The organism is Legionella navarrensis (genome assembly GCF_052527415.1).
On sequence record NZ_JBNVZR010000001.1, the window covers coordinates 231,524 to 246,564 of the forward strand.

Here is a 15,041-nt window from a genome sequence, read left to right on the forward strand (position 1 = left end):
TCACTTAACCAGGGAGAAGGGAGCCTGTTTCGTGCCATACCGCAGCTCTGTGGGCATGCTTGTATTCGGGTGATCTTTACTCAACAAAGCCTAAAATAAATTATCCTGTACCTCATCGGCGGGAGCGGCGAGGCCTGCGTCTCCCTGAGCTTCGGCCGCACCTTCTTCAGCAGCAGGCACATCCTGCTCCCGAAAATATTCAACAATGGCATTAGGCTGATTCTCTGGCGCCAGAAGTCCGCTTTTTGGATCAATACGTACTGCCACTACATTATCAGGTTGTGCCAGAAATTTTTCAGGCTGTTTATTCAGGGCGCTTTTCATAAACTCAATCCACAGTGGCAAGGCCAGTTGAGCGGCGTATTCATGCAGAGACTGAGGATTGTCGTATCCAACCCAGACGACAGCAACCAAATCCGGATTAAAACCGGCAAACCAGGTGTCCACCTGATCATTCGTGGTGCCCGTTTTACCCGCAATATCCTGACGGTTAAGCACGGTAGCAGCGCGCGCCGTACCGTGTTGCACGACGTCTCTCATCGCTGTGTACATCAGAAATGCCACATCCGCCGGTATCACGCGCGGTGCCAGCGTAGCCGGGTGATCCTTATCCTGCTCGCAGGGATTGCACACAATGGCCGGTGTTGCCTTAAGCAGAATGTCCCCGTCGTTGTCGGTGATGCGATCGATAAGATAGGGCTCTACTTTGTAGCCACCGTTGGCAAACACCGCATAGGCGCTGGTCAAATCAATAGGGCTTACCGACAGGCTGCCCAGGGCAAGTGACAGAGCGCGTGGCATTTGCTTCTTATGGAAACCGAAGTGAGAGGCAAAGTCGATGGTGTAATCGAAGCCCAGATCATCCAGAATGCGAATAGACACCATGTTAAGCGAGCGCACCAGAGCCTCTTTCAGTCGGGTAGGGCCGCTGAAGGTTTTTTTATCGTTATGCGGGCGCCACAAATTGGGTTGACCCGGTGTGTCGACCACAATCGGCGCATCGTTAATCAGGGTTGCCAGGGTATAGTCTTTGTTCAGGGCGGCAGCGTAGAGGAAGGGTTTGAAGCTGGAGCCTGGCTGACGAAGAGACTGCGTTGCCCGATTGAATTTACTTTTTTCAAAACTGAATCCGCCCACCAGCGCTTCCAGCGCTCCGTTATTGGGGTTCAGGGCGACCAGAGCCGCTTCTACCTGTGGAACCTGAGTCAATACCCAGCCTTTGTCTGTTTGAGTCACATAAACAATGTCCCCCATGGACGTAACCTGACGGGCGTTAACCGGCAGCTTACCCATCCAGCCCCGTTTCAGAGCCGGTCTGGCCCAGGACAGGCCCTCCCATGGGATTGTGATCATTTGTCCATGGCGCATCATGGCTGTAGCCGATTTTTCGCTGACACGGGTAACCAGTGCCGGCTCCATCTGGTGAATGCCGGGATAGGGCTGCAGCAGTTTATCGATTACAGCTCCCGGTGTATCTGGGAGCGTATCGATGTGTGCCGCAGGACCACGGTAACCGTGGCGGCGATCATAGGCCATCAGCTGATCAAACACCGCCTGATTCGCTGCATTCTGTTTGTTGCTGATCAGGGTGGTGTAGACGTTATAACCGCGTGTATAAGCCTTGGCGCCAAAATTATCGTAGAGTGACTGACGAATCATTTCCGCAACGTAGGGGGCATGAACTTCAATGTTGATACCGTGGTATCTGGCCATAACCGGTTGTTTGATTGCGTCCTGATATTGTTCCTCGGTAATGTATTTTTCTTCGAGTAAACGCTCGAGAACGTGGTCGCGCCGTTTTTTTGCCGCCTTGGGATTTACAATGGGATTTTGTGTGGAGGGCGCCTGAGGCAGTCCGGCTATCATGGCCATTTCCGCCAGATTCAGTTCTTTCAGCGTTTTACCGTAGTAGGTGTAGGCTGCGGCCGCAACGCCATAGGCACGGTTTCCGAGATAAATTCGATTCAGGTACAGCTCAAGAATTTTTTCCTTGCTCAGTTCGCGGTCAATCTTGATGGCGAGCAGAATTTCATTGAATTTACGTAAGAATGTTTTCTTACGTGTCAGAAAAAAATTACGGGCTACCTGCATGGTGATGGTACTGCCGCCCTGGGATTTCGTGCCGGTTCTGATCATCCGCAGGGTCGCGCGGCCAAGGCCGAAGATATCGACGCCAGGGTGCTCAAAAAAACGCTGATCTTCAGTAGCCAGCAAGGCGTATACCAGTGTTTTTGGGATTTCGTCGTAGGTGACGGGAATGCGTCGTTTTTCGCCATATTCCTGAATCAGTTTTCCATCCTGGGTGTAGATACGCAGAGGAACCTGGAGGCGCACGGTTTTCAGCGAGTCAACATCAGGTAATTCACTTTCGAGATATAAATAGAGGAAGCTGCCGCCAATAAGCAAGACAAAGAACAGGCTGATTAGTGTCCAGAGTCCCTTACGCAGAAAGTAAGTGGCTTTTGTCATATTGTGTCGTGTTTGTCTTGAATGGTCTGATTAATGCAATTATAACGCTATTTTGTCGAAGATTGCGAACCTTGTTCCTGTTTTGACGGCAATTTTGGCGCATTTGCCTGAACAATGCGCCAAAATTAACAAAACTGCTGTTTTCTGTTCCTTCTAGGGTGAGGAAGGGCCGGTAGGAGAATCGCCTGAAAGCATAACCCGACTGAAAAATGGGCCTGTTGAACGCTCATGAGGAAAGAAACCCGCGCGGGTCAGGTAGGCCGAGGTGCTCGCGGCTTCGTAGCTTTTAACCTGAGCGACTGGATCTCTCTTTTGACGCAGCTCACTGTTTTGTATGCGCAGCTCAGCAATTTCCCGCTCAGATATTTCTGCGCGGGTTCGCAGTCGAGCAATTTCGTCGTCCTTTTCCCGTAATACCAGCGCATGCTCTTGCCTGAGGCTTCCCAGCTCACTGCGCAGAGCGCTTATCTCGGCTGTTGAGGTTTCGGTAAGCTGTCTGAGTTCATGGGTCAGCGCCACGGTCTGCAGAGAGTTCTGATGCTTGCCTATCCATTTGCGAATCAGCTGTCTTATTTCATGCTCCGTGCTTTTCGTATTCAAAGCCATTGGGATGATAAATTCATTGGTGACGGTCTGCCAGCTCTGAGTAAAACGACAGCGACTGACCATGCCTTTTACTGTCATCTGCGAGCCTGCGCAATCATGTCCTGTAGTCTCTTTTATTGCGTTTAACTTTGCCGGTGTTGCCAGGGCAGGCACATCGAACTCGGCAGGGAAGAGTCTGTCAAGCTGGGCAGATGGACCTGGTGTCAGCTCTATCAGCCCGACATATTTTTGCAGATAGTAAAACTCAGAGCCGTATTGAATGTAAGTAAACATGTCTGGCAGCATCTTATATATCATATCTCTGGGCATGCCTTTGGGATCGTTCGAGAGCTTAACCATTCCAACCTGATCGATGGTAACGATGTGTCCGTTATTCTGACTGATGCTGAGGAGTGTGAGTAGATTTACGATAAAACTGGTTAATATCCGTTCGATTTTCAATTTTTCGGGCGCGGTCAGCAATTGTCCGCTGTTAACCAGAGGGCGAATAATATCGACCGTTGCCAGGATATAGGCCAATAATGTCTGGCGATCCGGTCGTGCTGCCTTGTTCAGCTCGGTCAGTTTAAGGTGCAAATCAACATCTGACATGCGGCAGAGCTCATCGATATTTTGTTCATCATTCGTTTGTGATAAGTGGTATTTTGCAATTACCTGCACCAGCCTTGTAACCAGTTCTTGTAAACGTGACATAGCAACTCCTTTGCTTAAAAAAATGAGGTACGAAATCGTACTCTCGGTCTATCAATATATTTAATCTGACTGAATGGCGCAAGCCTTGCTCAATCAGAATATCTTTGCGTCGATTGCTCTGGCGATCTAGTCTGATGAAAAGATTCCATTTTTTCATATGTTACGATACGATATCGTCAACGGATTTTCTATTAAGACACCGATACCAATGGCCACAGGGAGATGAAATAAACGTGCTAAAGCTGTTTAAATCGAAGCGTAAAGCCATTCTGGGTGTCGACATCAGCCCATCCTGTGTCAGAATCATAGAAACCGGCATGGACAACCAGCAGCGTTTTGTTGTCGATTATGGCTTTGAACCGCTGCCCGCAGACGCCGTTGAAGGTCATGTCATAAAAGATATTGATACGGTGGCTGCCTGCATTCGCCGCCTGATTTCCCGCGGTCATTTTTCAAGTAAATGTGCGGCTGTTGCCGTGCGTGACTCAGCTGTCATCAGTAAAGTCATACAGATAAGCGACGGACTGGCCGACTCCGAGCTTGAAGAACTCATCGTTACAGATGCCGACAAATACATCCCTTTTCCTATCGAAGAAATCAATATGGACTTTGCGGTTCAGGGGCCTTCCAGCAAAAATCCTGCAAAGCTTGATGTATTGATTGTTGCGTCACGTTCTGAAAATGTCAGCACTCGTGTTGAAGCCGTTACCAGAGCCGGTCTGCAGGTTAAGGTTGTTGACGTAGAGTCGTTTGCAATCGAGCGGGTTGTTTCGCTGTTTGCTGAGGATCTGCCCGCTCAGGGGCAGGAAAAAGTGATTGCGGTCATGGACGTGGGCTCGCATTTTTCCAGTCTGTGCGTATTGCAGAACATGAAGCTCAGCTACTCACGTGAAGAAGAGTTCGGCGAGGAAAACCTGCTGAAAAATCTGGCTCAGCACAGTGCGGTGAACATGGACGAGGCCAGAAGAATGCTGCAGGAAGGCCGCTTGCCGGAGGATTATGAAACAGCTGTATTTACACCGTTTATTGACTCGCTGACCATGCAGGTAAAACGCTCCCTGCAGTTCTTTTTTTCAACCACGCACTGTGAGCATGTTGATCACATCCTGCTGTCCGGAGGTGGCGGCTTTCTGTCTGAGCTGACAACGCGGGTTCAGGAGTTACTCAAAATACCAACTGCCATCGCAAATCCTCTCAAATACATGACCCTGCCCAAAAAGCTTGAGGATTTGCATGGTTCTTCTTTAATGATTGCCTGTGGACTGGCAATGAGAGTGGTGGACTGAATTTCGTGACTGACATTAACCTTTTGCCATGGCGCGAGATTAAGCGAGAAAAGGACAGGCAGGCGTTTACCATTCTGATTGCGTCTGCCGCTGCAATGGGATTTTTGATAGCCTTTGTTTTCAATTATTACTCTGTCAGTCTGGTTGAGCAGCAGGCAGCCCGTAATCAACGGCTGCAGGATGAAATTACGATTTTTGATAATCAGATTGTCAGTATCAAAAAACTCAAAGCCCTGCGAAACAACCTCATTGCCAGAATGAAAGTGGCACAATCGCTGCAGTCCAGGCGCGCGCTCACCATTCATTTATTTGATGAGCTGATTAAAATACTGCCGGATGGGGTTTACTTTACGAGCGTAAAACGTGTTGGCAATCTGGTTACAGTGAACGGCTATTCCGAGTCAAACAGCAACGTAGCCATTTTAATGCGCAATATTGAAACGAATACCTGGATTCAGGAGCCTGCGCTGACTGAGATAAAGATGGATGAGCAGGCTAACCAGGCCAACGGCGGCGGGGCAGCCAAAACCGAAGGCTCGACTGAACGAAGCCCAACCTTCATCTTGAGCTTCATACTCAAGCCCAAGCTGCATATGCTTCCTGTTCAGAAGGCTGCGCCATGAACAATCTCAGACTGGATGAACTGACACTCGAAAATGTCGGACAATGGCCTGCTGTTGTTAAATATGCTGTGGCCGCCTTACTGATGCTTCTAATTATTGGTATGGGGTACTGGTTTTTCACCAGCAATAATTTTGAGCAATACGATGCCTTGCTTGTCGACAGTGTCAACTTGAAAAACTCCTTTGAGCAAAAGCAGCAGCAGGCCGCCAGTTTACAACTGTACGAAAATCAGTTGAAGATAATGGAAGAACGCTTTGGTAATATGTTACGCCAGTTACCCGCACAGAGTGAAATGGTTGGCTTACTCGACGATATTTCAAAAACCGGCGTAAGCAGCGGTTTGACCTTTGTGCTGTTCGCCCCTGCTCCCGAGGTCACGCATGATTTTTATGTAGAGGTGCCGATAAGCGTTAAGGTTCAGGGAACATACGAGCAATTGGCCGTATTTTTAAGCAGGATTGCCGCGATGAAACGGATTGTCACCTTACACGATTTTGAAATAACACCGGTGAAGAACGAGAAGGATAAAGAGGTTTCAGGGAATTTGCTGGAGATGTCCATAATCATTAAAATTTATCGATACCGAACCTGATGAAAAAAAAACGGATTTTAATATACGTGTTTTATCTGCCGCTGGTTTGCAGTCTCGCAGGATGCAGTTCGCCTGAGGATGAAGCATTAACCCGGTATATACACGAAGTAAAAATGCGTAGCCCGAAACCCATCGAGCCTGTTCCTGTCTTTGTTCCCCTGGAGAAATTTTTATATCCGGAAATACTGGGGCGAAGAAATCCCTTCCGGTTAAGAGAAGTGAAGGAGCAGCCTGATGTGCTCGCCCCTAATATAACCCGTCCCAAAGAGCCGCTGGAGATGTTCCCCCTGGACGCCCTGAAATTTGTGGGCATCTGGCGTCAGGATGGCGTCATCTGGGGCTTGATCAGTCAGCCTGGTGGCATGGTTTCCCGCGTCAAGGTTGGAAACTATATGGGACAGAATTTCGGCAGGATAATCAGTATAAGCGAGACTTCATTGAAACTGGAGGAGCGCGTGCAGGTATCAGGGAAGTGGGATTCAAAAATCACTACGTTTAACCTAAACAGCAATGAGTAGAGGTTTCATTTTGCGAAAGAGAATAATGTTATGGATGGTGTTGACACTTCTGTCTGCTGCGTCGTATGCCGGTGTTAATAATCTGATTGGTGTCAAGGTAATACCCTTGCCTGATAACCGGGTGCGGGTAGATTTTCAGTTCTCAGATACGCTGGTCAATTCGCCAGCCGGCTTTACTACGCAAAAGCCCGAGCGACTTATTCTCGATTTTATCAACACCCAGAATCAGTTGAACGAATCTCAAAACAGTCAGAAAATCGATGTTGCATCGTTGCTTGACTACAGCGTTGTGTCTGTCAAGGACCGAGTGCGGGCCATATTAAACCTGAGTGCTGCTGTGTCCTGGTCTGGTTCCGTTGCCGGGAAGATATATTCCGTCACGCTGAGCGGTAAAAGCCATGAACTGTTCCAGCCACAGCGGGAGCTGTTTGTGACCAATCAACCGGTAAACGCGCGCTTTGATATTACCAACATTGATTTCCGCGGAACGGGCAAACAGAGTGGTCGCCTTATTATTGATGTTTCCAACGCCAGCATCCCGATCGATGTGACCCAGAAAGGCAAGGAAATTGTTGTAAACTTTAACAGTACCCGTGTACCCAGAGCGTTGGCGAAACGCTATGATGTTGCCGATTTTCAAAGCCCGGCAAAAGTTTTTTCGGTTCAGCAGGAAGGTAAGACCGCTCGACTGGTGATGCTCAGCGAGGGTGATTATGGGCATTTCGCATACCAGGTTAACAAACAGTTTATCGTGGATGTGTTTCCGCTTTCTGCGGAAGAGGTCAGACTTGCCAAACTGAAAAAACAGGTATATACCGGCAAGCTTATCTCGTTGAATTTTCAGAATATACCGGTTCGTTCCGTGTTGCAGATACTGGCCGAGTTTACCGGTATCAACATGGTTGTCAGTGACAAGGTTCAGGGCGATATTACCCTCCGCTTAAACAATACCCCCTGGGATCAGGCGCTCGATATCATTTTGAAAACCAACTCGCTGGATAAACGCAAAAACGGCAACATCATGATGATTGCACCTGCGGCTGATTTGTTGAGCCAGGAAAAGTCCGAGCTGAAATCGCAGCAGGAAGTAACCAATCTGGCGCCGCTTCGTTCAGATCTCCTGCAGATTAATTACGCCAAGGCAGCTGATATTGCCATGCTCTTGAAAGATAAGAATACGTCTCTGCTTTCCAGGCGTGGCGCCATCAGCGTAGATGCGCGTACCAATACCATATGGATTCAGGATACCGGCGCGCAGATTGAGGAAATCCGTGAGCTCATCAAGCAGCTGGATGTTCCTGTCAAGCAGGTGCTAATCGAAGCGCGCATTGTGAACGTTACCAAAGACTGTGCAAAAGATCTGGGCATACGCTTTGGGGTGACCAAGCCAACCCATCTGAGTGGTCGATTAAGGGGGGCCAACCAAATGGGGCAGGGCATCGCTCCCGCAGACATTGTCCCTCTGGCTGATCGCCTGAACGTTGATCTGGCCGCGGTACCCGTCGCGGCGCCAGCTGGTTCTGTGGGTATTGCACTGGCCAAGCTCGGCAATGGCATCCTTCTGGACCTTGAGCTGTCGGCTCTGGAAAGTGAGGGGCGCGGAGAAATCATTGCCAGCCCGCGCCTTATCACCACCAACCAGCAGGCAGCGGTTATTGAGTCGGGTGAAGAAATTCCCTATCAGGAGGCCACGTCAAGTGGTGCGACAGCCGTTGCATTTAAAAAAGCGGTATTGAGCCTTAAAGTAACGCCACAGATTACCCCAGACAGTAAAATCATGATGGATTTGGTGATTAATCAAGACAGGCCTTCTGATCAGCGCTTTAATGGTGTACCCTCCATTCTGACGAAAGAGATTCAAACCAATGTATTGGTTGATAATGGTCAAACCATTGTTCTGGGGGGCATTTATAAGCAGGACAAGAATAATTCAATCAATCGTATTCCATTTTTTGGAGCTTTACCGGTGGTAGGAGCGTTGTTTCGCAACCAAAACACAACAATTGCAAAAGAAGAGTTGCTCATTTTCATCACTCCCAGGATAATAACAAATACGTTATCCATTACCACCGTGGAAGGACGGGCCCGGGCCTTTGCAAAAGGGGCTGAGCTGGATAAATTTGGCAAACCTGTAGCACAATATGTTCCGCCTAAAACAGAAGTATATAAGTAAATAGAGTCGGTGTTATCGTTTTTAAGGTCAATTTAAAGGCAGGAAGGGCGATCTTTAAACGATAACTGACGTTGATAACAGCAATCCTCTTAACAGGATTTTTGGGGTTGTATTCACCTGAATCAGGGGCATGCGCTGTTTCTTGTGTGTGACCCTTGGCTAAATGAGGTATGTAACTAAAAATGAGTATAGTTAAAGTACGAAATATTTTTTTAATTGGGCCAATGGGGGCAGGGAAAAGTACTATCGGCCGTACTTTGGCAAAAGAACTTAAGCTGGAGTTTTTTGATTCAGATGAGGTGATTGAGGATCGAGCAGGTGCCGACATATCCTGGATATTTGACATTGAAGGTGAAGAAGGGTTTCGCCGACGTGAACAGAAGGTAATTGAAGAGTTAACCCAAAAAACCAATATCGTGCTGGCCACCGGTGGCGGTGTGGTCATTACTCCTGAAAACCGTAATGCATTGGCTGGTCGTGGGACGGTTATTTACTTAAAAACGTCTCTGCAGCAGCAGTTTGAGCGCACCAAGCGGGACACAAAGCGCCCCTTGCTGCAAACGGATGATTTGGAAGGACGTCTGGAAATGCTGCGTGATGAACGCGAGCCATTTTACGAAGAGCTGGCTGATATCAGCTTTGAAACCGACAAACTGACGGTTAAAGCAGTTGCTAATAACATCATCAAGTATATTTATGGCGAAAACTGAGTTTCTGGACGAACGCAAGGTAAGTCTGGCATCAAATGAATACCCCATCTACATAGGTCGATATTTTTTGTGCGACAAGGACTTGCTTTGTCGCCACATCAAATCCAGACAGCTTATGATAGTAAGCAACAATACCGTGGCCGATCTGTATCTGAATGAGCTGCTGTCCGGTCTGTCGGACAAGGTCTGTCATGTTGTTCGTTTGAATGATGGCGAAGAATATAAAAATAATCAGAGCCTCTGGCAGATTTATGACGCCCTCGTCAAACACGGACACCATCGGGATACGACCCTTGTTGCACTGGGTGGTGGAGTGATTGGTGATATTACCGGATTTGCAGCGGCGACCTGGCAGAGAGGGGCTCATTTTATACAGATACCTACGACCCTGCTGGCCCAGATTGATTCATCCGTAGGGGGTAAAACAGGAATTAATCATCCCGGCGGTAAAAACATGATCGGCAGTTTTTATCAGCCCGACGCCGTATTCATTGATATGAACACACTGAAAACCCTGCCAGAACGGGAGTTTCGCGCGGGTTTTGCGGAAATGATTAAATATGCTGTGCTGGTAGGTGGTTCATTTTTTACGCAGGTTCGTACCTTGCTGGAGAAATGGAACAGCTCCGCTGATATTGCTGCCTTTCTTGATGACTCATCGCTTCTGGCTGAGTGTATCGGCGCCTGTTGCCAGATAAAGGCCGATGTTGTTCAAAAAGATGAACGTGAAACCGGTCTGAGGGCATTGCTGAACCTCGGGCATACGGTAGGGCATGCATTGGAAGCCTGCACGCAGTACAGCCGCTGGCTGCATGGTGAGGCCGTGGCGATCGGACTTTATGCGGTGGCTTTGTTGTCTCACGAACATAATGGCCTCGATAAACAGGTTATCGTTCAGATAGACGAGCTTCTGCAGCTGGCTGGTTTACCGCGACGTATCCCGGCGGATATTGATTTAAATCATCTGCGTAGTCTGATGAATGCCGATAAAAAGATTAAAAATGACCGCTTACGCTTCATCCTGATCAAGGCGCTGGGAGCGTGTTATCTGTCGGATAACGTAACAGACAGTCGATTGCAGGCTGTTTTACAGGCGGCCGTAGAAGGAGGTTAGCCATGCAGGATGATTTGGTCGAGCAGGAGGCTCGAAACGCATCAAAGATGGAAACTCTGCTCAAGCCTAAACGGTGGCTGATGGCAATTGAAATAATCAATCGCCTCGTTTTGTCCAGAAATCTTTTGATTACCGTACTTGCTGAGCACGCTGGAGGAAAAACCTGCTTTAGATCATTGCTTCTGCCGGGCCTTGATAAAACGATCACGGGGCTGGTGATCGAGGCCGACAGCCATTTTACTTCAGCACAGGCCATTCGGTTTGTGGCTCAGTCACTGGGTCTGACCTGGACCCGGGATGTTACCCTGGCAGAATTGACTGATGCGATAAATGCGAGAAAAAAACCTGTTTTACTGATTATCGATGAGGCACATTTTGTACCCTACACCCTGCTGCAGGATTTTCTGCAGGAACTTAACACCCGTGATGAACCGGGGTTTTTTCATGTCTGCCTGCTTTCCGATTACTCGATTAATCCCCGTCTGAATTCATTGAATGAAAAGCGCTTCAAGAATTTAATCTACTGTCTGGAACCTGGAGCCTTAACTGAGGCGGAAACCCGCCTGTATATCTTAAACAGTCTCAATGCGCCCAATCAAATGCCCGTGCGTCCTCCCGAAGAGACGCTTAAGGCTTTTTATCAGGAAACCGGTGGGAATATGGCCCTGATCAATCAGCTCAAAGATGCGTTTTTTTGCGGTAAAACACTCTGGAGGCATCGTTTTGTCTGGGCTATGCAAGTCCGGTATAAACGCCTGCTGTCAGTAGCGCGCAGGCTGAAAGTACAATTGCCTGGCGCCTGGCATTCAATCCGCGCCTTTTTTAGCAGCGATGTTAAGCATATTTTTTTCGACAGTAAGCCGGATTTTGCTTTTTTAAGGAAGAAATCATTTGCTGCTGGTGGCCTCGCTGTGGCTGCTCTGTCACTTACCGCCCTGATCTTAAATAATCGGCCACAGGTAACAACAAATACAGGCACCCAGGCTGTTCAACACACTGACAAGAGAGCTCAGCCGCTTGTGAGCCGCCTGCCTGAGCCGGTGCGGGTGTTAAAAAGTGAAATCCCGACCTTTACTCAGGCCTCTTCCCGCTCAGTTCTGCGCCTGCCTTCGCTGAAGATGATTGAGGAGGAGGATGACTCACTGGAAAAGCTGGTGGTTAGAGACAGTGTTCTGGTCATTCCAAAACCCATGCCTAAAGACAGGCGCACGGAAGACGCGATCGAAAAAACCATAGTGACTCGGACGAACAGCAAGGCAGTCCGGCAGATTGCCATGATCTCCCCCAGGGAAGAAGCAGGCACTCATCCTCATTTCACCATCCAGCTGCTGGCCAGTCAGAGCCAGCCGGATATCAGGCGCTTTGTTATCAGAGAGCATCTTAATGGCAAGGTTCAGACCAGAACATTCAGAAACAAAGGGGTGTTGTGGTATGTCTTGACCATGGGGGATTTTAATCGAAGGGACAAGGCACAGCGCGCGATAAAAAATTTACCTTCTAAGCTGGCCGCATTGCACCCATGGGTGCGGGCAATTGATGTTTTTACGGCAATAGGCTGAGACCGACGCTTCCGCCTGGGAGTGGCTTTGCCAGGCCGGATCGCAAACCATCTACTCCCTGACGGTCACGGTTCATACAAATTTACTGCGATTCGCAACATTTTTCCTCATTATGAGGTATAATGCGCCAATTTTGTTTAAAATTGGTGAAAAGCATGTATTCATTTGACCTTTCGTCGCTTACCGAGTTCAATCCTGCTCTGGTGTATTCTTTCGAGCCCGAGGCTCCCAGACAATATTTAGAAAATAAGGACAAAATAAGCGATTCTTATCATTTTATTATTGGCCAGCATGTAGACATGCTGAGAGCCTATCAATACGCGCAATCAGTGATTCTTCCGTACATCCGTGAACATGGAATTCAGTCGATCACGCCAGACATGCTTCTTGACTGGATTAAGCAGATACATCGTGAGATTGGCAGACACATTCTTGAATCGGAAGGTTTGACGGCTGGATGCTGGAGCACGAAGGATATCATTCGCGCCCATGCCGGCTGGGATTCAGCACAGGATATGCTGTCTTTTATGGGATCCATACCTTTCATCCAGCACACATCCGAACACTACCGCAGGTACGCTGCACACGCGCTGGAGACCTATGGTATTCCTACTGCGGATACTCTGGGTTTTATGCTTCTTTTGTACAAGGCCAGTTTTTTGTCGGAGTCGATTCTGTTTCCTTCGCAAATGGTTTCCCTTGTGTCCGACTCCATATCCAAGGGTGGGACCAATCTTGCTCTGAAAAAACTCTGCGCTGCCTACAATCGAAATATGCTTGATGCGGCGCAAAAAACAGCCATCCACAAGATAATGAAAATCTGTATTCCGCCTGACATGCTTGAAGAAAGCATGCAGGCCTTCGCCAGAAAAACGGTGGCAGGCTGGAAAAGCGCCGAGGCTGGCGATGCCGAAAAACTAAGCGAATTTCTGGCAGAGGTATTTTACGAGCTGACGGAAATACATCCTTTTCCTAACTGTAACGGTCGCACAGCCACCTGTCTGGTCAATATTATCCTCAAATCCTTTTCAGTGCCGGATATCCTGCTCAGGCTGCCCGACGAAGCCTCCGATCTATCCTCGTCCTATGTCAGGGCCATTAAACAGATTGATCAATCACGGGCCCTGCTTGCCTCACATATAAAAGCCAGAATAGAAGCCAGTCGAATCACGCCGTGGAAAAATGAGGCGTTGAAAGAGCTGATTGAAACCCGGGTAAACATTGCCAACCTCTGCTTCCTGATTAAGAAAGCCCATCCCAGCTATGATTTATGTAAAACGCTGTCCAGTTTAAACCAGCAGACAGACTGGTCTGGATATGTGGTATACATGAGCCGGGACGAGCTGCTCCTGGATTCCGCCAGCAGAGCGTTAAAGCAGCTGACCATTATCAAAAATCAGCTGGACCAGCGCAGGCGGCTTACTCTGTTTGAACAGCCCCAATCAGCGGACTGTATTGCTGCTGTCTGTGAGACGCTGGGGCAGCTCAGTGGTCTGACTCCCTGGAAAGGAGACCGGAAAGGTACAGCATTTATCTTTGAGCAAAAAAATGGAGAGAACCTGGATGCAGCCTGCAGACTTTTGCTGGCAACCGGCTTGATGAGCGTTGAACAACGATTGCTTATCACGAAAGCACCTGTGCTGGTCTGTACAAACATCCAGATCAGAGCCCTGCTGGCGAGAAAAACTGACAGCCCATTGGCTGAGGTCTCCATGCCAGCCAGCAGCAGTTCCTGCTAGAGCGCCGCCCTGCGATTGCAAATAGTGAAAATCCTGTTCCCGGCCACGATGGCGGGATCGTCTCCATCGCTGCAGATGTTACGATACATGATGGTGCCATGAGTCTGGCCAGGCATAATGAGTTTTTCTACCTGATTTCCAGCCTCTATCAGGCGTTTGGCATAGCCCTCACTCTGGCTCCTGCCACCGTCGAATTCAGCAACCATAACGGTGGTTGGCGGCAGTGACGATAAATCCTCTTCCCAATAGGGGGAACAGAGAGGATCTTTACGTTTCTCAATGGGGACGTAACAATCGAAACTCAGCCTGGCTGCAGTGGGATCAAGCATTTTGTCTTCGAGTGCAAAAGCATCGTATTCATGCAGTGAGTTCGTGTAGTCATAGGCGCCACTGATCAAAAACTGGTAAAAAACCCGGTGATGTGGGTTGCTCCTTAACGTATTGGTCACGATGGCCGCCAGGTTCGCGCCGGAGCTGAAACCTGACAGGATAATCCTTGCTCTATCACCCTGAAACGCTTCAATGTTGTCGAACACAAACCTCGTCGCTTCCAGCGCATCCTGAACCTGAGCGGGCCATTGGTGCTCCGGAGCCAGGCGATAATCCACCATCACGGCATGGCATTGTGCGTGAAAGGCAATTTTACTGATGATGGAGTGATTGACTTCAAACAGATCATGGATAAAGGCGTTTCCGGGAAAAAAAATGATAACAGGCTTCATGTTGTTATCGGCACGATAATGACGTATACGAATGGGATGCCCCTCGGAGCTCATAATCGTCTTGTCCTGAAAGGGAAGCGGGGCAGGGCTGGCAACAAACGGGTCAAACAGGCGGACAAAACGGCGCACCGCATGGATATCCAAACCTTCCGTGCCGTCAGCCGACTGCTGCGCCTGCTGCAGCCGTTCAAAAAATTTTTTTTCGGATTCATTTAAGGGCATGACATGGCTCCATT

Annotated in this window: 12 protein-coding genes; 9 read left to right on the forward strand and 3 right to left on the reverse strand. The window is 48.7% G+C overall.

Annotated elements, in window-relative coordinates:
- Positions 1-90: 90 nt before the first annotated feature.
- Both ACQUTA_RS00950 and ACQUTA_RS00955 read right to left on the reverse strand, forming a co-directional pair.
- The gene (locus ACQUTA_RS00950; RefSeq protein ID WP_444986313.1) at positions 91-2,469 is read right to left on the reverse strand and encodes a penicillin-binding protein 1A; all 2,379 of its coding nucleotides are present in this window, start codon (positions 2,467-2,469) and stop codon (positions 91-93) included.
- 153 nt (positions 2,470-2,622) lie between these two features.
- Positions 2,623-3,768 (reverse strand): hypothetical protein, encoded by a 1,146-nt coding sequence (locus ACQUTA_RS00955; RefSeq protein ID WP_444986314.1) that lies wholly within the window; start codon positions 3,766-3,768, stop codon positions 2,623-2,625.
- Between the two features lie 233 nt (positions 3,769-4,001).
- Between ACQUTA_RS00955 and pilM the strand changes: the two genes are divergently transcribed.
- The 9 genes from pilM to ACQUTA_RS01000 all read left to right on the forward strand — a co-directional run bounded on the left by pilM (position 4,002) and on the right by ACQUTA_RS01000 (position 14,083).
- Positions 4,002-5,054: a type IV pilus assembly protein PilM gene (gene pilM, locus ACQUTA_RS00960; protein WP_444986315.1), complete on the forward strand. Its 1,053-nt coding sequence runs from the start codon at positions 4,002-4,004 to the stop codon at positions 5,052-5,054.
- Positions 5,055-5,059: 5 nt separating this feature from the next.
- Positions 5,060-5,677, forward strand: a complete 618-nt coding sequence (locus tag ACQUTA_RS00965; protein WP_444986316.1) for a PilN domain-containing protein — start codon at positions 5,060-5,062, stop codon at positions 5,675-5,677.
- Positions 5,674-6,270 (forward strand): type IV pilus inner membrane component PilO, encoded by a 597-nt coding sequence (locus ACQUTA_RS00970; RefSeq protein WP_444986317.1) that lies wholly within the window; start codon positions 5,674-5,676, stop codon positions 6,268-6,270. Before ACQUTA_RS00965 ends, ACQUTA_RS00970 begins: the two co-directional genes overlap by 4 nt.
- Positions 6,270-6,788: a pilus assembly protein PilP gene (locus ACQUTA_RS00975; protein WP_444986318.1), complete on the forward strand. Its 519-nt coding sequence runs from the start codon at positions 6,270-6,272 to the stop codon at positions 6,786-6,788. The genes ACQUTA_RS00970 and ACQUTA_RS00975 overlap by 1 nt, the downstream gene beginning before the upstream one ends.
- Before the next feature lie 10 nt (positions 6,789-6,798).
- A complete protein-coding gene (locus ACQUTA_RS00980) occupies positions 6,799-8,961 on the forward strand; it encodes a type IV pilus secretin PilQ (RefSeq protein ID WP_444986319.1) in 2,163 nt (720 codons plus the stop codon).
- A gap of 182 nt (positions 8,962-9,143) precedes the next feature.
- Positions 9,144-9,671 carry a shikimate kinase AroK gene (gene aroK / locus ACQUTA_RS00985; protein ID WP_444986320.1) on the forward strand — a complete coding sequence of 176 codons (528 nt, stop codon included), beginning with the start codon at positions 9,144-9,146 and terminating at the stop codon, positions 9,669-9,671.
- Complete coding sequence (gene aroB, locus ACQUTA_RS00990) at positions 9,658-10,785, forward strand: 3-dehydroquinate synthase (RefSeq protein WP_444986321.1); 1,128 nt, start codon at positions 9,658-9,660, stop codon at positions 10,783-10,785. The genes aroK and aroB overlap by 14 nt, the downstream gene beginning before the upstream one ends.
- 2 nt (positions 10,786-10,787) lie before the next feature.
- Positions 10,788-12,344 (forward strand): SPOR domain-containing protein, encoded by a 1,557-nt coding sequence (locus ACQUTA_RS00995; protein ID WP_444986322.1) that lies wholly within the window; start codon positions 10,788-10,790, stop codon positions 12,342-12,344.
- Between the two features lie 155 nt (positions 12,345-12,499).
- Positions 12,500-14,083, forward strand: coding sequence for a Fic family protein (locus tag ACQUTA_RS01000; protein WP_444986323.1), 1,584 nt, complete (start codon positions 12,500-12,502; stop codon positions 14,081-14,083).
- Here the strand turns inward: ACQUTA_RS01000 and ACQUTA_RS01005 are convergent.
- Positions 14,080-15,027 carry an alpha/beta hydrolase gene (locus ACQUTA_RS01005; protein WP_444986324.1) on the reverse strand — a complete coding sequence of 316 codons (948 nt, stop codon included), beginning with the start codon at positions 15,025-15,027 and terminating at the stop codon, positions 14,080-14,082. The two genes, ACQUTA_RS01000 and ACQUTA_RS01005, sit on opposite strands and share 4 nt — an antisense overlap.
- Positions 15,028-15,041: the final 14 nt, after the last annotated feature.